Below are 21179 nucleotides of genomic sequence, written 5' to 3' on the forward strand. Positions count from 1 at the left end.
CCTTGACCAGTTCGATGCGCGGCACGTTACGGTTTCGTCGTTTTAAAGTGAAGTTGCAGATCGCCGGGGCAGCGATGATTTTTTCTGATCCGTGAAGAAGTCCGTATCCGGCGACAGGCGATATTCGAAACGGTCGATGAAACGTTCGAACAGGCGGGCGAATGTCTCCACATCCTCCGCCGGCCATCCATCCATCACGTCCTCGATGACGCTCATCTTGGTCCGGCGCATTTCCTGCAAAAGACTCGTGCCGAGCGGTGTGATCTCGACAATGCTGCGGCGGCCGTCCTCCTGGGAAACGCCGCGTTTCAGCAGGCCGCGCCCGACCATGTCCGCCACCACCCGGCTACCGCGGGAAGGGTCGATGCGCATGCCCTCGGCAATCGCACCCACGGTAACATCGCCTTCCGCGCGGCGCAGAATATCGAGAACGTCGATATGGGAAAGTTCGAGACCCGGAGCGAGCTTGGCAAGCGCCATGCGGCCGATGATGCGGCGGCCGATCATGATGCGCATGCGCGTCATCGTATTGCCGATCCGCTTGATGTCCTCGGGCAGATCCTCGTTCCAGTTTTCCTCAGTCGCCACGCTTCATCGTCCCTTTCGATGCTGTTTTCCGATCACATTTAGCGGCAATAGCACAGATGTCAAAAACTTGCCATTGACATATATATGCTGATAGCACACAAATTGTCGCAGCAAAACCGCCGGAAGCCAACGAGATTTTTCATGGATATGTCCACCGCCCCCGTGGCGCCGCTTGTGTCGGATCATCGGCGCAGGCTCATCGTCTTTCTGTTCCTGATGCTGGCCATGTTCATGGCGACCCTCGATAACCAGATCGTATCGACAGCACTGCCCACCATCGTCGGCGAGTTCGGCGCGCTGGAGCGTTTCGGCTGGATCGGCTCGGCCTATCTTCTGGCCACCAGCGCGGTCATGCCCGTTTATGGCAAGCTCGGCGATCTGTTCGGCCGCAAATATGTGATGATCGCGGCGGTCGTCATCTTCACGCTCGGTTCGCTCGCCTGCGGGCTGGCATGGTCGATGGATTCGCTGATTGCCGCCCGCGTTCTGCAGGGCCTTGGCGGCGGCGGCATCATGGTGTCGATCTTCTCCGTCAATGCGGATCTGTTCGAACCGCGCGAACGCGCCCGCTACCAGAGCTACTCCAGCCTCACCATCATGGCGTCAGGCAGCGTCGGCCCGATCCTCGGCGGCACGATGAGCGACCTGTTCGGCTGGCGGTCGATCTTCCTCATCAACCTGCCGCTCGGCATTATCGTCATTGCAGGGCTGGCGTTGATGCTGCCCTATCGCCGCCCGGCTCGCCAGCCGAAGATCGATTATCTCGGTGCGGTCCTCTTGGCGGCCACCATTGCCAGCGTGGTCTTCTGGGCTGACAGCAGCGAATTGTTCGGCTCGCTGATCGCAGGCCCCAGCCTCGGCATCATCGCTTTCGCCGTCATCGCCGCTTTCCTGTGGGTGCAGGTGGAACGCCGCGCACCGGAACCCGTCGTGCCGCTGCGTCTCTTCAAGGACAGCACCTTTCCGCTGTTGATGATCGTGTCGCTGACCAGCGGCGGCATCGGTATCGGCATGGTCAATTATTATGCCCTGTTCCTGCAGACCACGACCGGGCTTTCGCCCTCCCATGCCGGCCTGTTCTTCATCGCCGTCACCGGCGGCATCGTCATGGGCTCGCTTTCGGCGGGACGGCTGATTTCGATCACCGGCGTCTACAAGCCCTTCTCGGTGGCGGGTCTCTCCATCAACCTCGTCGCCATGCTGCTGTTCACGCAGATGCATGCCGGAACGCCGCTTTGGGTGATTGCGGTCCTTATGTTGGCACAAGGCTTTGCCGTCGGACTCGGTCAGCAGGCGCCGATCATCGGCGTGCAGAATTCGGCACCCAAGGCGGATATCGGTGCGGCGAGCGGCGCGGTGACGCTGACCCGCATGGGTGGCGCTGCCATTGCCATTTCGGTCTATGGCGCCATCGTATCGTCGAGCCTCAAGGGCGTGGCGGTGGATATTCCCGGCGTCGGCAAGATCGAAGAACTGACGCCGAAAATGCTCTCCGAACTCCCCGCCGCCTCGCAGGCCGCCGTCGCCTCGCTCTATTCGGATGCGTTTACGCCGCTCTTCTTCGTTGCGGCCGCAACCGCCGCCATCGGCCTTGCGGCGGCGCTGATGCTGAAACCGGTGCGGTTGCCGGCGGCAGTGCAGGCGAAGCCGGCCGAATGGGCGGGGGAGTAAGAGCTGTCACCTAAGACGGTGCGATGGGATTGACGCACCTTGTTCACGTTGCTCACCATACCCCCATCCCTGTGCTTGTCACAGGGATCCAGCCAGCCCAAGTCCTTGGGCTGAAAAGACTCTTCCCACCGCGCGGACGCGCGTTGGCTGGATTCCTGTGACGAGCACAGGAATGAGGGAAAGGAGGGGCCGTGCAATGCGTCTCACCACCATGGGTCCCGTAAAACAAAAACACCGACACTGGAAATTTAACGCCCGTTCCGCGTTATGCTCGCAGCACTTTACATTCGCGCGGGCGGCCCTATCTCAATGAATATGAAGCCGGAACAGCTCCTGAATTCCACGCCCAAGGGCCTTTATTGCCCGGCGGGCGATTTTTATATCGATCCCGTGCGCCCGGTGGCGCGGGCGCTCATCACCCATGGCCATTCCGATCACGCCCGCGCCGGCCATGGCGCGGTGCTGGCCACGCGCCAGACGCTGGATATCATGCGTATCCGTTATGGTGAGGATTTCTGCGGCAGCGAGCAGGCGGTGGCATTCGGCGAGACGGTGGAGGTGAACGGCGTCACCGCCGGTTTCCATCCCGCCGGCCATGTGCTGGGTTCGGCGCAAATCTCGGTGGAAATGAACGGCCTGCGCATCGTCGCATCCGGCGATTACAAGCGCGGCGTCGACCCCACCTGCGCGCCCTTCGAGACCGTTCCCTGTGATGTCTTCATCACCGAGGCCACCTTCGGCCTGCCGGTGTTTCACCATCCGCTGCCGCGCGTGGAAATCGGCAAGCTGCTCACCTCCATAAAACAGTTTCCCGAACGAACCCATCTTGTCGGGGCCTATTCGCTCGGCAAGGCACAGCGCGTCATCCGGCTTTTGCGGGACAACGGTTATTCCGATCCCATCTATATTCACGGCGCGCTGGCGCGGCTTTGCGATTATTACGTCTCGCAGGGCATCGATCTCGGCGATCTGCGCCCCGCAACGCTCGAAAAAAGCGATCCTTCCGCCTTCAAGGGCGCGATTGTCGTCGGTCCGCCATCGGCTTTTCAGGAACGTTGGGCGCGGCGCTTCAACGAACCGCTCATCGCTTTCGCCTCCGGCTGGATGATGGTGCGGCAACGCGCCAAACAGGGCGGTGTGGAACTGCCGCTGGTGATCTCCGACCATTGCGACTGGCCGGAACTTCTGGAGACGATCAGGGAAATTTCCCCGCAGGCCGTCTGGGTCACCCATGGCCGTGAGGAGGCGTTGGTGCGCTGGTGCGAGTTGCAGGGCATTGCCGCCAAGCCGCTGCATCTTGTCGGTTACGAGGATGAGGGGGATTGAAATGAAAGCCTTCGCCACGCTGCTCGACCGCCTCGTTCTCACCCCCTCGCGCAACGGCAAGCTGAAGCTGCTGACCGATTATTTCCGCGATACGCCCGATCCCGACCGGGGTTACGGGCTTGCGGCGATTGCCGGCACGCTGGACCTCAAAAGCGTCAAACCCGCCCTGCTGCGCGAGCTGGTGCTGGAGCGGATGGACGAGGTGCTCTTTCGCTATTCCTATGATTATGTCGGCGATCTTGCCGAGACCATATCGCTGGTCTGGGGCAATATCGGCGGAGCGGATGATTCCGAGGCGCAGGACCCGCGCCTCGGCGACGTCGTCACCCTGATGAATTCGCTCGGCCGCACGGAGGTGCGCAGCGCGGTGCGCGATCTGCTCGACCGGCTCGATACATCCTCGCGTTTCGCTTTCCTCAAACTCGCCACCGGCAGCCTGCGCATCGGCGTTTCGGCGCGGCTGGCACGGCAGGCGCTGGCGGATTTTGCCGGGAAAGACATCACCGAAATCGAGACCCTCTGGCACGGGCTGACGCCGCCCTATACGCCGCTTTTCGCCTGGCTTGAGGGCAGGGCGGAGCGGCCGGTGCTGGCGACGCCCGCCATCTTCCACTCGGTGATGCTGGCAACGCCGGTGGCGGATGGCGACCTCGATGCATTGGACCCGGCCGACTACGCCGCCGAATGGAAATGGGACGGCATTCGCGTGCAATTGTCCCGCGCAGGCGCCACGCGAAAACTCTACTCCCGCTCCGGCGACGATATTTCCGGCGCCTTTCCCGATGTTCTGGAGGCGATAGATTTCGAAGGCGTGATGGATGGCGAGTTGCTGATCGGCGGCACAGCGCGCTCCAACAATCTCACCCGCACCTTTTCCGACCTGCAGCAGCGGCTGAACCGCAAGTCGGTCACAGCGAAGATGCTGGATGATTATCCAGCCTTCATCCGCGCCTATGACTTGCTGTTCGAGGGCGAGAGCGATATTCGCGCGCAGACTTATCTGGAGCGTCGCGGCCGCCTGTCGGATATTATCGAGCACGCGCCGCATGATCGTTTCGACCTCTCGCCGCTGATCGGCTTTTCCAGCTGGCAGGAACTCGACACGCTGCGCGCCGCCCCGCCCGATCCGGTGATCGAGGGCGTGATGATCAAGCGTCGCGACAGCGCCTATCAGGCCGGCCGCGCCAAGGGCCCATGGTTCAAGTGGAAACGCGATCCCTATAATATCGACGCCGTGATGATGTATGCGCAGCGCGGCCACGGCAAGCGCTCTAGCTATTATTCCGATTTCACCTTCGGCGTCTGGGCGGAAGGCGAGGATGGCGAACAGCTGGTGCCTGTCGGAAAGGCCTATTTCGGCTTCACCGATGCGGAGCTGGAGGTGCTGGACAAGTTCGTGCGCGACAACACGGTCGAGCGTTTCGGCCCAGTACGGGCGGTGCGCGCCACGCCGGATTTCGGCTTCGTGCTGGAGGTGGCCTTCGAGGGCATCAACCGTTCCACCCGCCACAAATCCGGCGTCGCCATGCGCTTCCCGCGCATTGCGCGGCTGCGTGCCGACAAGCTGCCGGCGGAGGCGGACAGGCTTTCGACGCTGGTGGCGATGATCGATGCTGTAGAGGTGTAGGGTGCCCTGGCCGCCCCTTATCCTCCGTGACAGGCGCGGGAACGGGAAAGACACTGTCCAGAAATTGCCATGATGGCTGCGAATATATTGTTGTCATTCGCGAATCCGTGATTGGACAGCCTCCCGCCGCAGTGTTGAACTGCTGTTACAACCATCCCTTCAGGTGACCATATGGCAGACAAACGCTTTCTTTCCTCAGCCTTCGGACAGGAAGAGAGCGGCACCATCTTGCCGAGCTTGACGCGGCGAAGCCTTCTGGCCGGCGCCATGGGGCTGTCAGCGGCTGCATTTTTGCCGCTCCGTGCGAAAGCGGGCATTGCCGCGCCCGAAGTGTTGCCGCTGGAACGGCAGGATTATGCGGAGGCGCGCAAACGGTTCCACACCCATCTCTTGCGAAAAATGGCTGCACCGGAAAAATCCTCGGCGCTCGGCACGCCGCCCGGGGCGGAACGTGTCACCTATCCCGGCGGGCCGGATGGGTCCATCGAACTTGTCGCCTGGCTCTCCCATTACCAGCCGTCAAAAACGCTGAAGCCCGCCGTACTTTTTCTTCATGGCGGCAACGCCACCGGAGACGGCCATTGGGCGCTGATGAAGCCCTATTGGGAAGCGGGCTATGTCGTGCTTCTGCCGTCGTTCCGTGGTGAAAACGGCCAGAGCGGCAATTATTCCGGTTTCTACGACGAAACGGCGGATGCGCTGGCGGCGGCCACCTATCTGGAAAACCTTCCCGGCATCGACAGAAACCGCTTCTTCATCGCCGGCCATTCCAACGGCGGCACGCTGACGCTTCTGGCCGCCATGAGCCGCAGGTTCCGCGCCGCGGCACCCATCTCCGCCGGCGTCAATTCCTGGCGTTATTTCAACCGCTATAGCGACGAGATCTGCTTCGACGAGACCGACGAGCGCGAATTCATCATGCGCTCCTCCGTCTGCTTCGGACCCAGCCTCAAATGTCCGGCACTGCTTCTGCGCGGCACGGAGGAACGGCCTTTCGATGCCGATCACCAGCTTTTCGTGGATCGCGCCCTGACATCCGGCTTCAAGGTCGACAAGAAGCTGTTGCCCGGCACCCATATTGGCGTGGTGCCGCATGCGGTGGAGGAGAGCATCCGCCTTTTCAACGCCTTCGTCTGAAATGCGAACTGTGCCGCTGTTTTAGGGATGCGTGAGGTCCAGGAGCACGTCCGGCCAAACCGCTTCGCACGTTTGCCGGAGATGCCCTAGTTCTTGACGATGGACGTCTTGGCCTGCTCCGCCCACCATGCGCCGTCTTTTTTGTCGGCATATTGGGCGCGCTTGTTGGTGAACTGCCCCTGGGTGCACATTTCGCGGTAATTGCGGACCGGAAGCCCCAGTTCCTTGACGACGGCATGCACCACCGTCGGGCCGGTCATGTCGTAGACACTGGCGAGCGTTCCGTCTTCGATATTCTGGGAAATACGGTCGGCCATCAGCCTGAGCGCCGGGTGGCCGGGCCTGGAGGCCATGAAGTAATTCGTGATCTCGCCGCTTTTCATGGCGATGAAAACGGCCTCTTCCTGCGGGCCGATCACATCCTCGGGGCGGGCCGCAAAATTGGAATCGATATCGAGATAGATGCCGCCTTCCTGCAGCAGCACCAGAATACGCCAGAAATCCGCCTTGGCAGCGCCCACCTGCAGGCGACGGAAGGCGTCGGCGTAACGTCCGGGAAAATGCCGGTCGATATAGGCCTGGCACGCTTCGTCATCATGGTAGCGATATTCGAATTCCGGCGTCAGCCAACGGTTGAACAGGAAATTCGCATAGATCGGCGTCGTTACCCGGTTGGAGTAATTCGTCTGCCAGATGATGCGGGGAATGGCCTTTTCCAATTTCGGGCTGCGTCTGGCAGGCTGATACTGCGGAAGCGTTTTTCTTCTGCCGGGCCGGATGAACAAATCGATGGAAAAGATGACCTTGGCGATGTTCCCACCGATCTTGATCGCGCGGTACGCGATGCGGTTATAGCCATGCTTTGCCAAGTTCAGCGCTCCTGCGCGTGGAATCGATTGTCACGCGCGTGGAAACGGCGGTACGCGGTATTTATTGGACGCAATTAGTTTGTCAATATGCCGTAAATGAGACGGCCGGGCCTCGATTGACGAGACCCGGCCGTCTTTCACGCAAATGGAATGTCAGCCCTTGTTGCGGTTGAAATAGCCGAGCAGCCGCATGGCGTTGGCGGTCACCAGAACCGTCGCGCCGGTATCGGCGAAAACGGCGAGCCACAGGCCAGAAACGCCGGTGACGGTGGTGACAAGGAAGACCGCCTTCAGGCCGAGCGCGATGGTCACGTTCTGGCGGATATTCAGCATAGTGGCGCGCGACAGGCCGATCAGGCGGGCGGCGTCGCCGACATTGTTGCGCATCAGCGCCGCATCCGCCGCTTCCATCGCCACGTCTGTTCCGGAACCGATGGCGACGCCGACGCTGGCCGCCGCAAGGGCCGGCGCATCGTTGATGCCGTCACCCACCATCACCACGGTCTTCTTTTCGGCAAGCTTGCGGATTTCTTCGACCTTGTTCTGCGGCAGCAGTTCACCGCGCGCCTCAAGGCCCAGCTTGTTGCCAATGGCGCGCGCCGTGCGGGCATTGTCGCCCGACAGCATCAGCGAGGAAATGCCCATTTCCTTCAGCGCTTTCACGCCTTCGGCCGCATCCTTGCGCGGCTCATCGCGCATGGCGAAGAGGCCGCTTGCCGCCCCGCCGACTATCACGACAGCCACCGTCTTGCCTTCGCTTTCCATTGCGGAAATGCGATCGGCCAGTTCCTTCGAGAGGGTGCCGACTTCCGTTGCAAAGCGCGGTGCGCCGATGAAGAGGTCTTTCCCGCCGACATTTCCCTGCATGCCGCGACCGGAAATCGCCTTGATGTTGGAGCCGGGCAGGGGCTTCACGCCCAGCTTTTCGGCATGATTGACGATGGCGCGGGCGAGCGGATGGCTCGATTCGTGCTCGATGGTTGCGGCTTGCGCAATCAGCTCGGCCTCGTTGCCGTTCAGCGCCACCACGTCTGTCACGACAGGTTCGCCGAGCGTTAGCGTGCCGGTCTTGTCGAAGGCGACGGTTTCGGTGCGCGCCAGCATTTCGATGACCGCGCCGCCCTTCACCAGCATGCCGTGGCGTGCCGCGGCCGAAAGGCTGGAGGCGATGGCCGCTGGAACCGAGATGACCAGCGCGCAGGGGCAACCGATCAGCAGCAAAGCGAGACCGCGATAAATCCAGGTATCCCAGTCGCCGAGGCCGACAAGCGGCGGCACGATGATGGTCAGCACCGAGATCGCCACGATCAGCGGCATGTAATAACGCGAGAAGCTCTGGATGAAGCGCTCGGTCGGGGCACGCGCATCCTGCGCTTCCTCGACAAGCGTGATGATGCGGGCAATGGTGTTGTCTTCCGGCGCGCGGTCGACGCGGATGCGCAGCGAGCCGTCATGGTTGATCGAGCCGGCAAAGACGCGTGCGCCCTTTTCCTTGGCGACGGGAATGCTCTCGCCGGTCATCGGCGATTCGTCGACGCTGGACTGGCCTTCCATGACAACGCCATCGGCGGCGATGCGGTCGCCGGGACGCGCCACGACCACCTGGCCGATGCGCACCTGATCGGCCGCGACCTGCCGCAGCGCGCCGTTTTCCTCCACCAGAGCCGTTTTCGGCAGCAGCGAACCGAGCGCCTTGATGCCCGAGCGGGCGCGGGCAGCCGCGAAGCCTTCCAGCAATTCGCCGACGGAGAAGAGCAACACGACGATGGCCGCCTCTTCCGCCTCGCCGATGATGATCGCGCCGATGGCGGCAATCGTCATCAGCATTTCGATGGTGAAGATCGCGCCGAAACGGGCGGCGTTGAAGGCGTTCTTCGCGATGGGGAAGAGCGTGACCAGCGTGGCGATGATGAAGGCGTAACCGCCCCATGCCGGGAAGCTCAGTTCCGCCGCATAGGCGATGGCGACCAGAACGGTGCCGGTGAAGGTGTTGCGCGCCTTTGCGGTGCGCCACCAAGCGCCTTTTTCATCCGCACCATGGGCATGTCCCACTTCCGCGCTCTGGGCTGCAACCACGGGTGCGGAACTATGTGAATGTTTTGCGTGGTCGTGGCTGGAATGATCGTGACCAGAATGGTCATGCTTGGAGTGGTCATGATCATGCCCGCCGCAGGACGCGTGATCGTGCGCGGAATGGTCATGCCCCGAATGGTCATGATCTGAATGATCGTGGTCGTGGTGATGGCCGCCGCATGATCCGTGGTCATGATCGTGATTGTGATCTGCGGCTTTTTCTCGCGCGGTCTTTTCCTGCGGCAGCAGGGCCGGTTTGAATCCGAGCTTGCGCAGCGTGTCTTCGATTTTTTCCACCGAGGTTTTGCTTTCGGCCAGCGAAAGGTTCAGCCTTTCGCGCGCAACGGAAACCTTGACGTCGGCAACGCCCGGCAGGCGGGAAAGCGCGGTTTCGATTTTCGCCGCGCAGCTGCCGCAATCCATGCCGCCAACGGAGAAGGTCAGTTGCTCGTCGTCTTTGCCCTTGATGTTTATGCCTGTCGAAATATTCATGGTTTCCGCTCCTGAATTCCAGTCGACAGCCAATCTGGCACCTCTAGCAACTAGAGCTTCAAGAGCAAAAATGCGGTTTTTCGATTTTTTTTGAAAAACCGACGCCAGCTTCGCGCCAGCCGCACGGTTCATCATGCCGGCAGATTGGATTCCATGAAGCGGTTCAGATGATAGCACTCCTTTTGAAAAACGGTCGCCGGGCGGCCTCTCTGGCGGGGCTTGCCCTGCTGCCTCTCATGAGCGGCTGCCTTTTCGTGACGGATACGACCCGGATGGACCCGGATGTTTTCGTCAGGGAAACGGCGCCGGTATTCAATTTCAACTCCGTCAGTTCCAATCGCCAGCCGGAACTGCCGCCGCAGCCGGGCCAGCTTTCAACGCGCCCGCCGGATTTGTTCAGAACCCGCTTCCATCAGGAATACGGTCCGCCGGTGCGCGGGCAGGGGCTGCAAGCCCCGCAGGTGCAGGGTTCTAACGCGCAGCAGCCGCAGGGCCAGGCGATGGCCTATGGCCTGCCTGTCTCCAATCCGCTGCACCGGGTCATGTATGGCCCGATCCGCGATGAGGACCGCTCGCTGCCGGCCATTCCCTATGGCCGCATCGATCCGCGTTATCTCAGGCAGGAAGTGAGCTACCAGACGGCGGAAGCCCCCGGCACCATTATCGTCGATACCAGACAGCATTTTCTCTATCTCGTGCAGTCCGGCGGCAAGGCGATCCGTTACGGCGTTGGGCTGGGGCGTGACGGTTATGCCTGGTCGGGCCGCGGCAAGATCCAGTGGAAGGCGAAATGGCCGCGCTGGACGCCGCCCGATGAAATGGTCAAGCGTCAGCCGGAACTCGCCTCCATCTCCGCCGCCAATGGCGGCATGACGCCCGGTCTCAACAACCCGCTCGGGGCGCGTGCGCTTTATATCTTCAAGGATGGCAAGGACACGCTTTACCGCGTGCATGGCACGCCGGACTGGCAATCCGTCGGCAAGGCGACGTCCTCCGGCTGCGTGCGCATGCTCAATCAGGATGTGATCGATCTCTACGAGCGTGTGCCGCAAGGGGCGCAGATTGTGGTTATCTGAACACGTTCTAAAAGAAAGAGATATTGGACCCATTCCGCCAGCGCCTTGTGACTGGCTTTTAGCGGTCGGTTAACTATTTTCGCAATACGCATGACACGGAACAAATGACGTACAACGGCGATATAGCCGTTCGAAATGTGGGACAAACCGGCCTTATGACAAGCACCGACACAGATCTTTCCAGACGCACCTTCCTTTCCCTTCTCGGCATCTCCTCCGCTTCGCTTCTCGCAGGCTGCGCTTCGTCGGGCACGGGGGAAGCCATTCGCCAGCAGGCAAGCGCCATCGGCAGCGATTTCCGGCAGATGTTTTCGCCGGGCGTCAGCGATGCGGAACTGGCCGTCATGTACGGCTCGGTTGAGGATGGCGGTTACGTCATTCCCGCCGTCCCCTATCAGAAAATCGACCGCCGTTATTACCGCCAGCGGGTTGTCGACCCGACCGGCGAACGTCCCGGCACCGTGGTTGTCGATACGCGTTCGCGCTTTCTTTATGTCGTGGAGCAGGGCGGCAGCGCCATGCGTTACGGCGTCGGCATTGGCCGCGAAGGTTTCGCCTGGTCGGGCGAGGGCGTCATCCAGTGGCGTCAGAAGTGGCCGAAATGGACCCCGCCGGACGAAATGGTCGCTCGCCAGCCGGAACTGGTCAAATATTCCTCCAAGAACGGCGGCATGCCGCCGGGCCTGAAGAACCCGCTCGGCGCACGCGCCCTTTATATCTTCCAGAACGGCAAGGACACGCTCTACCGTCTGCACGGTTCGCCGGAATGGAACTCCATCGGCAAGGCCGTCTCTTCCGGCTGCGTGCGCCTGATGAACCAGGACGTCATCGATCTTTACGACCGCGTGCCGCAGAAGGCGCGTGTGGTGGTCTGGCAGTAAGCCGAGCCTCCTTCGCATAAAAAGGCGGCCCTGTGCCGCCTTTAATTTAAGGAAAACCTGTCCCCATACTCGACGTCATCCTCGGGCTCGTCCCGAGGATCTAATCACGTCACACTAAATCAATACGTTGCAGATGCTCGGGACAGGCCCGAGCATGACGGAAGAAAGATTATCAGCCCTTGTGACTTGCCGGAGGGTTAGGGCCGGCTGAGACTGTCCTTCAGCGCATTCACCCGGTCACGAATCTGCACCAGCTCTTCCAGCCCGCAGCCGGTGGCGCTGCCGATCGCAGCCATGATCTTCACGCCCTCTTTTTTGAGGTTTGCGCCCTTCGGCGTCAGGGCCACCAGCACCTGCCGCTCATCCACCGTGCCGCGCTTGCGGGTAATCAGGCCCGCATGTTCGAGCCTTTTCAGCAGCGGCGACAGCGTGCCCGAATCGAGGCCCAGCATTTCGCCGAGCGCCTTGACGGTGGATGTCTCTTTTTCCCATAGCGCCATCATGACAAGATATTGCGGATAGGTCAGCCCGATCGGGTCGAGCAGCGGCTTATAGGCGCGCGTGAAGGCGTGTGCCGCGCCATAAAGGGCAAAACATATCTGCTGGTCCAGCCTCAACAGGCTTTCCATCTTCTTCTCGTCGCCCTCTGCGTCCATTTTCCTGCTCCAAAATCAACCGGGAAGGGAACAATCAGCCCCCGCTTTCGGTTCCTGCCGCATGGATGCGCGGCGAAATTTCGTGAAAATTATCGCAAAAAACAAAATTTCATTCAATGTGCAAAACTATATTGCGCACAATTTAATTGTGCGTTATAAGATGCCTAACACCAACCCGAAGGAGTAAATGTCATGCCCATTCTCTACACGACCAAAGCATCCGCCACCGGTGGCCGCGCCGGCAACGCCAAGTCGGAAGACGGCGTTCTCGACGTGACGCTGACCGTTCCGAAGGAGCTGGGCGGCGATGGCGCCCGTGGCACCAATCCTGAGCAGCTTTTCGCAGCCGGTTATTCCGCCTGCTTCCTGGGCGCGCTGAAATTTGTCGCCGGCAAGGAAAAGGTAAAGATTCCTGAAGACACGACTGTGACGGCAACCGTCGGCATCGGCCCGCGCGAAGATGGCGGCGGCTTCGGCATCGAAGTGTCGCTGAAGGCCAATATTCCGGGCGTCGAGCGCGAAGTCGCCGAAAAGCTGGTTGCCGCCGCTCACATCGTCTGCCCGTACAGCCACGCCATGCGCACCTCCACGGAAGTGCCGGTCTCCGTGGCCTAATCCAATTTGCGTGAGCAAGCTATCTGAACAATGAGGCCGGGTTCATCCCGGCCTTCTTGTTTTCAGAAAGAAAAATGCTATATTCTTTCCAAGGAAAGGATATGCGCCATGAATATTCACGCCAAGAGCGCCATGGATCCCGCCTCGCAGGGCAGGGTCGTCACCAAGGCAGTTATCGCCGCGGCCGAGCGGCTGGGCCTTAATGCCGCGCGCACGGCCGATATTCTCGGCGTTTCCGCCCCCACCGTGTCGCGCATGAAACGGCTCGATTTCCTGCTGGAGCCGGGCGCCAAATCCTTCGAGCTTGCGGTGCTGCTGATCCGGGTTTTCCGCTCGCTGGATGCGATTGCCGGCGGCGATGAGGCCGTGGCGAAAAACTGGCTGCGCAATCACAATGTCGCGCTGAACGCCGTGCCTGCCGACAAACTGACCACCATTACCGGATTGATCGATGTCCTCTCCTATCTGGACGCCCGACGCGCTCCTGTCTGAAAAACGCGCCGTATCGGGAAAATACTGGCGGCTGGTGGAAGCGCAGCATCAGGTCTCCACCATGAAACTGGTGGATACGGTGGAGGAGCAATCGCTGCTGGAAGATATTCTGGAGACGAGCAAGCGGCCGTTTCCGCCGGAATGCGCCGGTTTCGATTATCTTCTCGCCACGCCCTTCCGATATGGAGCCGCCTATCCGCATGGTTCGCGCTTCCGCCGCGCGGGCTATACCGAAGGCGTCTATTACGCCGCCCAGAAGGTGGAGACGGCGCTGGCCGAAATGGCCTTTTACCGGCTGCTGTTTTATGCCGAATCGCCGGGCACGCCGCTGCCCGCCAATCCCGCCGACTATTCCGCCTTCGCCGCCCGAATCGCCACCGATGCGGCGCTCAACCTGACGAAACCGGAACTGAGCCGGGATGCTCGCCTGTGGACCGATCTGCAGAATTACGAGCCATGCCAGGCGCTGGCCGATCAGGCGCGTCTGGCGAAGATCGAGGCTATCCTCTATCGCTCGGTACGCGACCCCGCCGGCGGCCTCAACATCGCGGTTCTGTCGCCGAAGGCTTTTGCCGCGAAGACACCGGTGGAACGGATGAGCTGGCGTATCCACCTGTCGAAAACGGGGGTGCAGGCGCTCTGCGAATTTCCGATGCGCAGAACGGGTTTTGCGGTTTTGGATTTCGCCGGCGATCCACGCCTCGCCAGCCTTTTGGGCTGACGGGCGTTTGCTTTTCAAAACCATCAGGCCGAGGCGAAAAACGCTTCCGGATCGTCGACTTCCACCAGCCTGCGCTTGTCGATCAGCCAGAAGCGGGTTCCGACAGCCCGCACGAAACTCCTGTCATGCGAGACGAACACGCAGCTGGCTTCGCGGCTGATGATTTCCGTCTCCAGCGCTTCCTGCCCCTCAATATCCAGATGGTTGGTGGGCTCGTCCAGCAGGTAGAAATTCGGCTCCGCCAGCCGCAGCGCCAGCATGGCAAGCCGGGCCTTCTGCCCGCCGGAAAGGGCGGCGATACGGCGTTTCTGCATTTCCATGTCGATCCCGGCGCCCGCGAGCAGACCATGGATGCGCTGGTCGCCAATGTCGAAGCGGCGGGACAGCAGTGAAACGGGCGTGCTGTCGTCATCGATCTCGGCGAGCGACTGGTCGACATATCCGGCCACCAGCGAGGGCGTGGCCTTGATGCCCTCCTGTATCTGGCCTGCACCTGATACAGCCGCCTGCAGAAGCGACATCAGCCGTGTCTTGCCGACGCCGTTGCGGCCAAGAATGACGATGCGGTCCCCCTGACGGACAAATTGCCGGCCGGTGCGAAACAGCACTGTTCCGTCCGGCGTCGAGACCGGCGCATCTTCCAGGGTGACCAGAACCCTGGCATGGGTGCCGCGATTGGCGAGCTGGATCTTGCCGGCGGATCGCTCGATATGGGCGGGCCGCGCCTTTTCTTCGATCTTTTCCGCACGCTCACGCAATTGCTTGGTCTTGACGGTCAGAAGATCGCTGCCGGAATTGATGCCGATATTGTTCAGCTTGGCGGCCTGACGGCGCAATTGCTGGGCGGTTTTCATGTCGCGCTGGAAACGCCGCTCATCGGCGGCATCCTCTTCTTCCAGCACCGCCCGTGCGTGGCCATAGGGCAACCGGAACAGCGCCGAATTTTCCGGCCGCAGGAACAGCGTGCTCCTGGTGACATTATCGAGAAAGGCGCGGTCATGGCTGACGATGATAACAGCCGTATCGCGCGGCAATTCACCGAGCCAGTTTTCCAGCACATTGATCTTTTCGAGGTCGAGATGGTTGGTCGGCTCGTCGAGCAGCAGCACATCCGGCTCGGTGATCCACGCCCGCGCCAGCATCGCAAGCCTCTGCCAGCCGCCGCTCAATTTTTTCAGGCGGCGCTCGCGGAATGGCTCCGGCACCAGCATGGCGTCGAAGATAATGTCGGCGCGCCAGCTCTCGCTGTCGATCGTATCCGCCGGCAGGGCGGAAAGCACGGCGTCCCGCATCGTCCATTCCATCAGCGGGGCGGGCAGATGCTGGTGGACGATGGACTGCGTCAGTCCGCGCAGCCGGGTGATATCGCCGCTGGTGGGCTCCATGTCACCGGAAAGGCAATGGAGCAGGGTGGATTTGCCGCAGCCATTGGCGGCGACGATGCCGATGCGGTCTCCCGCATTCACCGTGAGGCTGAGATTGGAAAAAAGCGGCTTGCCCAGAATGATTCCGAGGTTTCGAAGCGTGATGATGGTCATGAAGTCGTCTCTGGCAAGACGGACCCGTGACGAACCGTGGTCTGCCACAGGCAGTACGGTTTCGGTTCGGGATGATCCGTCGTGAAAACATGCGCAACGGCAGACAAGCTGCATTCTGCGCGGCCTTTTGGGCAAACCAGAGGGGGTGGTGTTCCGGTCAGCCCTGCAAACGTGTCTGCAGGGCAAAAAGGTGGCAGAGCTGACGATTGCGCCAGAAGCAGGAAATATCCATGCGAAGCCTCCTTTCTTGAAACGTGTTGAACCGCTTCACCATTAACAGCGGCGGTTGTTCGAGGCAACGGCTTTTGCAGCGGCAGGCGGTGGGGGAGAATGCGGCAAGCCCGCACTCTCCCGTTTTAATTCGACGCTCGCCTGAGCGGCCTTTATTGCTTCGCGACACGCGCGCGCAGTTCTTCCACATGCGCGGCGATTTCCGGCGTTACGGCGTCGCCGAAGTCTTCCATTTCGAACATCGGGCGAATTTCGATTTCGCTGCGCTCCAGCATCGGGTTCGGGCAGCGTTTCACCCAGGCCACGGCCTCGTCCATATCCTTCACGGTCCAGATCCAGAAACCGGCGACCAGCTCGTTGGTTTGCGGAAAGGGGCCGTCAACCACGGTGCGGCTGTCGCCGTCGAAGATCACCCGCTTGCCTTTGGAGGAGGGGTGCAGGCCGTCGCCGGACTGCATGATACCGGCATTGACAAGCTCTTCATTGAATTTCCCCATCGCCTCGATCAGTTCGGTCGTGGGCATAACGCCGTCTTCGCTGCTTTTTGTGGCTTTTACAAAAACGATTGCACGCATGATCATTCCTCCTTGATTGCGTTTCCGTTGAGTTTCGCTCCCCGGCACGACGGCCGGATGACAGTTTTGCTGGCAACAGCGGCGTTATGCCGTCACTCTCGTCAGCCAAGGTCTATGAGATCGCGGCGCAGCCTGTCGGGGTCGCCGCTGCCGATGCGGGCTTCAATTTCGGCATGGGTCTGTTCCCAGATGGGGAAGGCGGCGGCGAGCAGGGCCATGCCGTCCGCCGTCAGCCGCAGCCGCTTGCCGCGCTTGTCCTTCGGGTCCTGCTCGATGCTGACCAGCCCGCGTCGCTCCAGCGGCTTCAGCGCCGCCGTCAGCGTCGTGCGGTCCATGGCCAGAAGGTTGGCGACCGGTCCCATCGGCGGCGGCTCCGGCCGGTTGAGCGACATCAGCAGGGAAAATTGGCCATTGTTGATGCCGACGGGTTTCAGCGCATTGTCGAACAACCGCGCGAGCGCCCGCGCCGCACGCTGCGCATGCAGGCACAGACACGCGTCCCGCACGAAAAGAGTTGTCGAAAAAGGAATCACGCTGGCGTTTGACATGGGATAAATATGTTGATATCAACCTAATTAGTCAAGCGGAACTTGATGCCCCCGCAGACTGTTTATTGACTTTCAGCACAGAAATAGCTGGTGCCCACCGCTAAAAGCGGGGCGGTGCCGTGGTGAAAGACGGATCCAAGGAGGAAAGATCATGTCTCATCCCGTCGTTTCGAAAGAGGAGTGGCTTGCGGCTCGCCGCGATCTGCTGGTGAAGGAAAAGGAAATGACCCGCGCCCGCGACAGGCTGAACGAGGCCCGGCGTGCGCTGCCCTGGGAAGAGGTGACGAAGGATTATATCTTCGATGCCCCTTCCGGCCCCAAATCGCTGAAGGAACTGTTCGGTACCTGCAGCCAGCTCATCGTCTATCACTTCATGCTGGCGCCGGACTGGGAGGAGGGCTGCGTCGGTTGCTCATTCTTTGCCGATCATGTCGATGGCGCGCTGATCCACCTCAAGCATGGCGATGCGGGTTTCGTTGCGGTTTCGCGCGCGCCGCTTGAGAAGATCGAAAGCTACAGGAACCGCATGGGCTGGAAATTCCCGTGGGTTTCGGCTGAAAGCAGCGATTTCAACTACGATTATCAGGCCTCGTTCCGCGACGAGGACATGGCCAAAGGCGAAATCACCTATAATTACCGTGACATGGCGCCCTATGGCGACCTGAAGGACCTGCACGGCATCAGCGTTTTCGCCAGGGGCGATGACGGCAAGATCTACCACACCTATTCCACTTACGCCCGCGGCGCGGAACAGACGCTCGGCACGCTGATGCTGCTCGATCTGGTGCCAAAAGGCCGTAATGAAGAGGAGGTAATGGATTGGGTGCGCCGCCACGACCAGTATGAGGACGCGCCGAAGGCGGCAGCCTGCTGCCACTGAAAACGGACGGACGAGGAGGAAACAACAATGGAAATGGAAATCGCCAAGCCGCAGAAGGAACATGAGTTCCTCAAGAGGATCGTCGGAGACTGGGTCATGACCTCCAGTTCCGGCCATGAGGGCTACGATGCCGACGACCCGTCGCAGCAATTCACCGAGACCGTCCGCTCCGTCGGTGGCTTGTGGATCATCGGCAACGGCACCGGCAAGATGCCTGACGGCACGGATATGACGGCCGTGATCACGGTCGGCTTCGACCCGGCCAAGGGCAATTTCGTCGGCACCTGGGTAGGGTCGATGATGACCAATCTCTGGGTCTACAAGGGCTGGCTGGAAGAGGACGGCAAGACCCTGACGCTGGAAGCGGAAGGCCCGGCCTTTGACGGTTCCGGCCGCACCGATACCTATCACGACGTGCTGGTGCTGCATGACGACAATCACCGCAGCTTTTCCGGCAGCGTCAGGCAGCCGGACGGCACATTCAAGACCTTCATGACATCGGAATTCCGCCGCAAGGCCTGAAGCCCTGCGAAAATTTCACCCGAAAACCACCCGCGCCGCCGCATCCTGCGGCGGGCGCTTGCCGAAAAACACCCGCCAAACCCTCCATAGGAGACGACAATGTCCGATACACATGGAAAATTCATCTGGGTCGAGTTGATGACGCCCGACATGGAAGCGGCAGCCCGCTTTTATGGTCATGTCGTCGGCTGGCAGACCAAGGATTTCGGCTCGCCGGAAATGCCCTATCTGGTGCTGGAGGCCGATGGCAAGGGCATGGGCGGCGTCATGGAGCTGACCGACGAGCACAAGGGCCAGGGCATTCCCCCGAACTGGACCGCCTATGTCGATGTCGACGATGTGGACGCCACGGCGAAACAATTCGCTGAAAAGGGCGGCGCGGTCAGACGTCCGCCGCAGGACATTCCCGAAATCGGCCGCTTCGCCGTGGTCGCCGATCCTTTCGGTGCGGTGATCTGCATCATGACGCCGCAGCCGATGGAAACAGGCGGCTTCCCGGAGGATATGCAGGAAAAGCAGGGCCATGTCGGCTGGCACGAGCTCTTCACCGATAATGTCGACGAGGCCATGGCCTTTTACGGCGATGTTTTCGGCTGGACCAAGGACCATGATTTCGACATGGGCGACATGGGCCCGTACCGCATCTTCGCCTACAGGGGCAAGGCCGTCGGCGGCATGATGAAACGCATGCCGCAGGTCCCCGTCTGTCACTGGGGTTATTACTTCAATGTGGACGGTATCGATGACGCCATCACCCGCGTCAGCACCGGTGGCGGCAAGGTCGTCAACGGCCCGATGGAGGTTCCCGGCGGAAGCTGGATCGTCAACTGCGTCGATCCGCAGGGCGCCTATTTCTCGCTGGTTTCGCAGAGGAAATAGCCCTGTTTTCTAACGGTCTGCCGGGGCTCGCTCCGGCAGATTACCGCTCTCTCGACAGGCGGACGTGATCGATGAAGGCGCGCAGCTTCGGCGCAAGATTGCGGCGGCTGGGATAATAGAGATAAAATCCCGCGAAGGTCGGGGAGTGGTCTTCCAGCATCGAAACGAGCTGCCCGCTCTCCAGATAGGGGCGGAACGTTTCTTCCATGCCGAATGTGATGCCCGCACCGGCGCAGGCCAGCTTGATCATCAGCTGCATGTCGTTGGTGGTGAAGGCCGGTTCCACCGCCACCGCGAATTCGCGGCCGTTTTCCGCAAATTCCCACCTGTATGGCGCCACACCCGGCCGAGGTCGCCAGCCGATACACCTGTGCCCCATCAATTCGCGGGGCTGCGCCGGCAGGCCGAAGCGGTCCCGATAGTGCGGCGAGCAGACGGCGAGCTGCCGCTGCGGAGCGGACACCGGAACCGCAATCATGTCCTGCGCGATCAGCTCTCCAAGACGCACGCCGGCATCGTAGTGCTCGGCGACGATATCGAATTCCTCGTCCGTCACGACGATATCGAGCTGCACTTGGGGATGTATTTCCGCAAAGCGCGCAAGCAATGGCCCGGATAAAAAGCGCTCGGCTATCGAGGAAACCGCAAGCCGCAACTGCCCGCGCACGGCGCCGCTCAGGGACGATGCGGCATTGGCAGCCTCAACGAGATTGCCGATGGATGGCGACACATCCGCATAAAGCTGCTGTCCCGCTTCCGTCAGGCTGACGCTGCGCGTCGTGCGCTGTACCAGCGCTATTCCCATTGTCTCTTCAAGCTTGCGGATGGTCTGGCTGACGGCGGAGCGGGTTACGCCGAGCCTGTCTGCAACGGCCCGGAAGTTGCGTTGCTCGGCAACCATGCAGAATGTCGAAAGCGCGTTGAGATCGATGTTCATTGGTTAGAAATTCTACCCATTGAGGTTATGATTGAGGCGGTTATCACGACAATGCCCAAGCTTTATCTTGTCTGCAACGGCCGCTTCCAGAAAAAGCCGGCCGTAACACCAAGGAGAAAGCCATGACATTGAACAAAGTCGTTCTCATCACGGGTGCATCGAGCGGGATCGGTGAGGGTATCGCAAGGGAACTGGCCGCCACCGGGGCGAAGCTGGTGCTGGGCGCGCGCCGTATGGACCGCTTGCAGGCGCTTGCCGAAGAATTGCGCGGGAAGGGCGCAGAGGTCGTCATCCAGCCGCTGAACGTGACGGACAGAAAGAGCGTCGAGGCCTTTGCGGAGGCGGGGCGCAAGGCGTTCGGGCAGGTCGACGTCATCGTCAACAATGCCGGCATCATGCCGCTGTCGCTGATGTCGTCCCTGAAGGTCGATGAATGGGACCGCATGATCGACGTCAACATCAAGGGCGTGCTTTATGGCGTCGCCGCCGTTCTGCCTGAGATGACCGCCCGCGCTTCCGGCCATATCATCAACATCGCCTCCATCGGTGCGCTCGCCGTTTCGCCCACGGCTGCCGTCTATTGCGCGACGAAATTTGCGGTGCGGGCGATTTCGGACGGGCTGCGGCAGGAAAACCGTGACCTGCGTGTCACCTGCATTCACCCCGGCGTGGTGGAAAGCGAACTTGCCCACACCATCACCGATCCCGCCGCCGCAGAATTGATGCAGACCTATCGGGCCATCGCCCTGAAGCCCGACGCCATCGGCCGCGCGGTGCGTTACGCCATCGAGCAGCCCGACGATGTGGACGTCAATGAGATCGTCGTCCGTCCGACCGCTGCATGA

General features: G+C 61.0%; 22 protein-coding genes. 13 read left to right on the plus strand and 9 right to left on the minus strand.

Annotated features, from left to right (window positions below; translation table 11 throughout):
• Positions 1-42 precede the first annotated feature (42 nt).
• On the minus strand, positions 43-588 hold the full coding sequence (locus ACQZ5K_RS20870; RefSeq protein ID WP_448741288.1) for a MarR family winged helix-turn-helix transcriptional regulator: 546 nt from the start codon (positions 586-588) through the stop codon (positions 43-45).
• A 141-nt stretch (positions 589-729) separates the two neighbouring features.
• Here ACQZ5K_RS20870 and ACQZ5K_RS20875 point away from each other — a divergent pair, with 141 nt between their 5' ends.
• From ACQZ5K_RS20875 to ACQZ5K_RS20890, 4 genes are all read left to right on the plus strand, one after another.
• Entirely contained in the window at positions 730-2259 is a 1530-nt protein-coding gene (locus ACQZ5K_RS20875; RefSeq protein ID WP_448741289.1) for an MDR family MFS transporter, read from the plus strand.
• Between the two features lie 309 nt (positions 2260-2568).
• On the plus strand, positions 2569-3585 hold the full coding sequence (locus ACQZ5K_RS20880; RefSeq protein ID WP_448741290.1) for a ligase-associated DNA damage response exonuclease: 1017 nt from the start codon (positions 2569-2571) through the stop codon (positions 3583-3585).
• Position 3586: 1 nt separating this feature from the next.
• Positions 3587-5212, plus strand: coding sequence for a cisplatin damage response ATP-dependent DNA ligase (locus tag ACQZ5K_RS20885; protein ID WP_448741291.1), 1626 nt, complete (start codon positions 3587-3589; stop codon positions 5210-5212).
• 171 nt (positions 5213-5383) lie between these two features.
• Complete coding sequence (locus tag ACQZ5K_RS20890) at positions 5384-6349, plus strand: alpha/beta hydrolase family protein (protein WP_448741292.1); 966 nt, start codon at positions 5384-5386, stop codon at positions 6347-6349.
• An 86-nt stretch (positions 6350-6435) separates the two neighbouring features.
• On the opposite strand, the gene ACQZ5K_RS20895 is transcribed toward ACQZ5K_RS20890, so the two are convergent.
• Both ACQZ5K_RS20895 and ACQZ5K_RS20900 read right to left on the minus strand, forming a co-directional pair.
• Positions 6436-7218: a glycosyltransferase family 32 protein gene (locus ACQZ5K_RS20895; RefSeq protein ID WP_448741293.1), complete on the minus strand. Its 783-nt coding sequence runs from the start codon at positions 7216-7218 to the stop codon at positions 6436-6438.
• Between the two features lie 153 nt (positions 7219-7371).
• Positions 7372-9783: a heavy metal translocating P-type ATPase gene (locus tag ACQZ5K_RS20900; RefSeq protein WP_448741294.1), complete on the minus strand. Its 2412-nt coding sequence runs from the start codon at positions 9781-9783 to the stop codon at positions 7372-7374.
• Between the two features lie 167 nt (positions 9784-9950).
• Between ACQZ5K_RS20900 and ACQZ5K_RS20905 the strand changes: the two genes are divergently transcribed.
• A complete protein-coding gene (locus tag ACQZ5K_RS20905; RefSeq protein ID WP_269830300.1) occupies positions 9951-10859 on the plus strand; it encodes a L,D-transpeptidase in 909 nt (302 codons plus the stop codon).
• Positions 10860-11014: 155 nt separating this feature from the next.
• Entirely contained in the window at positions 11015-11740 is a 726-nt protein-coding gene (locus ACQZ5K_RS20910) for a L,D-transpeptidase (protein ID WP_020812491.1), read from the plus strand.
• A gap of 197 nt (positions 11741-11937) precedes the next feature.
• Here ACQZ5K_RS20910 and ACQZ5K_RS20915 read toward each other — a convergent pair whose 3' ends face one another.
• Entirely contained in the window at positions 11938-12396 is a 459-nt protein-coding gene (locus ACQZ5K_RS20915; protein WP_020009598.1) for a MarR family winged helix-turn-helix transcriptional regulator, read from the minus strand.
• Between the two features lie 192 nt (positions 12397-12588).
• Between ACQZ5K_RS20915 and ACQZ5K_RS20920 the strand changes: the two genes are divergently transcribed.
• The 3 genes from ACQZ5K_RS20920 (at position 12589) to ACQZ5K_RS20930 (ending at position 14224) form a co-directional block, all read left to right on the plus strand.
• Positions 12589-13011: an organic hydroperoxide resistance protein gene (locus tag ACQZ5K_RS20920; protein WP_003509379.1), complete on the plus strand. Its 423-nt coding sequence runs from the start codon at positions 12589-12591 to the stop codon at positions 13009-13011.
• A gap of 108 nt (positions 13012-13119) precedes the next feature.
• Positions 13120-13503, plus strand: coding sequence for an MbcA/ParS/Xre antitoxin family protein (locus tag ACQZ5K_RS20925; protein WP_020813119.1), 384 nt, complete (start codon positions 13120-13122; stop codon positions 13501-13503).
• Positions 13463-14224: an RES family NAD+ phosphorylase gene (locus ACQZ5K_RS20930; RefSeq protein WP_059754004.1), complete on the plus strand. Its 762-nt coding sequence runs from the start codon at positions 13463-13465 to the stop codon at positions 14222-14224. The genes ACQZ5K_RS20925 and ACQZ5K_RS20930 overlap by 41 nt, the downstream gene beginning before the upstream one ends.
• Positions 14225-14247: 23 nt before the next feature.
• Here ACQZ5K_RS20930 and ACQZ5K_RS20935 read toward each other — a convergent pair whose 3' ends face one another.
• The 4 genes from ACQZ5K_RS20935 to ACQZ5K_RS20950 form a co-directional block, all read right to left on the minus strand.
• Complete coding sequence (locus tag ACQZ5K_RS20935) at positions 14248-15762, minus strand: ABC-F family ATP-binding cassette domain-containing protein (RefSeq protein ID WP_448741295.1); 1515 nt, start codon at positions 15760-15762, stop codon at positions 14248-14250.
• 157 nt (positions 15763-15919) lie between these two features.
• Positions 15920-16183 (minus strand): hypothetical protein, encoded by a 264-nt coding sequence (locus tag ACQZ5K_RS20940; protein ID WP_448741341.1) that lies wholly within the window; start codon positions 16181-16183, stop codon positions 15920-15922.
• A complete protein-coding gene (locus ACQZ5K_RS20945) occupies positions 16146-16568 on the minus strand; it encodes a YciI family protein (protein WP_448741296.1) in 423 nt (140 codons plus the stop codon). Before ACQZ5K_RS20945 ends, ACQZ5K_RS20940 begins: the two co-directional genes overlap by 38 nt.
• Positions 16569-16669: 101 nt before the next feature.
• Entirely contained in the window at positions 16670-17116 is a 447-nt protein-coding gene (locus ACQZ5K_RS20950; RefSeq protein WP_448741297.1) for a MarR family winged helix-turn-helix transcriptional regulator, read from the minus strand.
• Positions 17117-17267: 151 nt separating this feature from the next.
• Between ACQZ5K_RS20950 and ACQZ5K_RS20955 the strand changes: the two genes are divergently transcribed.
• The 3 genes from ACQZ5K_RS20955 to ACQZ5K_RS20965 all read left to right on the plus strand — a co-directional run bounded on the left by ACQZ5K_RS20955 (position 17268) and on the right by ACQZ5K_RS20965 (position 19397).
• Positions 17268-17996, plus strand: coding sequence for a DUF899 domain-containing protein (locus ACQZ5K_RS20955; RefSeq protein WP_059753997.1), 729 nt, complete (start codon positions 17268-17270; stop codon positions 17994-17996).
• Positions 17997-18023: 27 nt separating this feature from the next.
• Positions 18024-18518 (plus strand): DUF1579 domain-containing protein, encoded by a 495-nt coding sequence (locus ACQZ5K_RS20960; RefSeq protein WP_020813114.1) that lies wholly within the window; start codon positions 18024-18026, stop codon positions 18516-18518.
• A 99-nt stretch (positions 18519-18617) separates the two neighbouring features.
• The gene (locus ACQZ5K_RS20965; protein WP_448741298.1) at positions 18618-19397 is read left to right on the plus strand and encodes a VOC family protein; all 780 of its coding nucleotides are present in this window, start codon (positions 18618-18620) and stop codon (positions 19395-19397) included.
• A 40-nt stretch (positions 19398-19437) separates the two neighbouring features.
• Here the strand turns inward: ACQZ5K_RS20965 and ACQZ5K_RS20970 are convergent, their stop codons facing one another.
• Complete coding sequence (locus ACQZ5K_RS20970) at positions 19438-20334, minus strand: LysR family transcriptional regulator (protein ID WP_448741299.1); 897 nt, start codon at positions 20332-20334, stop codon at positions 19438-19440.
• A 122-nt stretch (positions 20335-20456) separates the two neighbouring features.
• Between ACQZ5K_RS20970 and ACQZ5K_RS20975 the strand changes: the two genes are divergently transcribed.
• Entirely contained in the window at positions 20457-21179 is a 723-nt protein-coding gene (locus ACQZ5K_RS20975; protein WP_448741300.1) for an SDR family oxidoreductase, read from the plus strand.

Source organism: Agrobacterium sp. 22-226-1 (assembly GCF_053522345.1).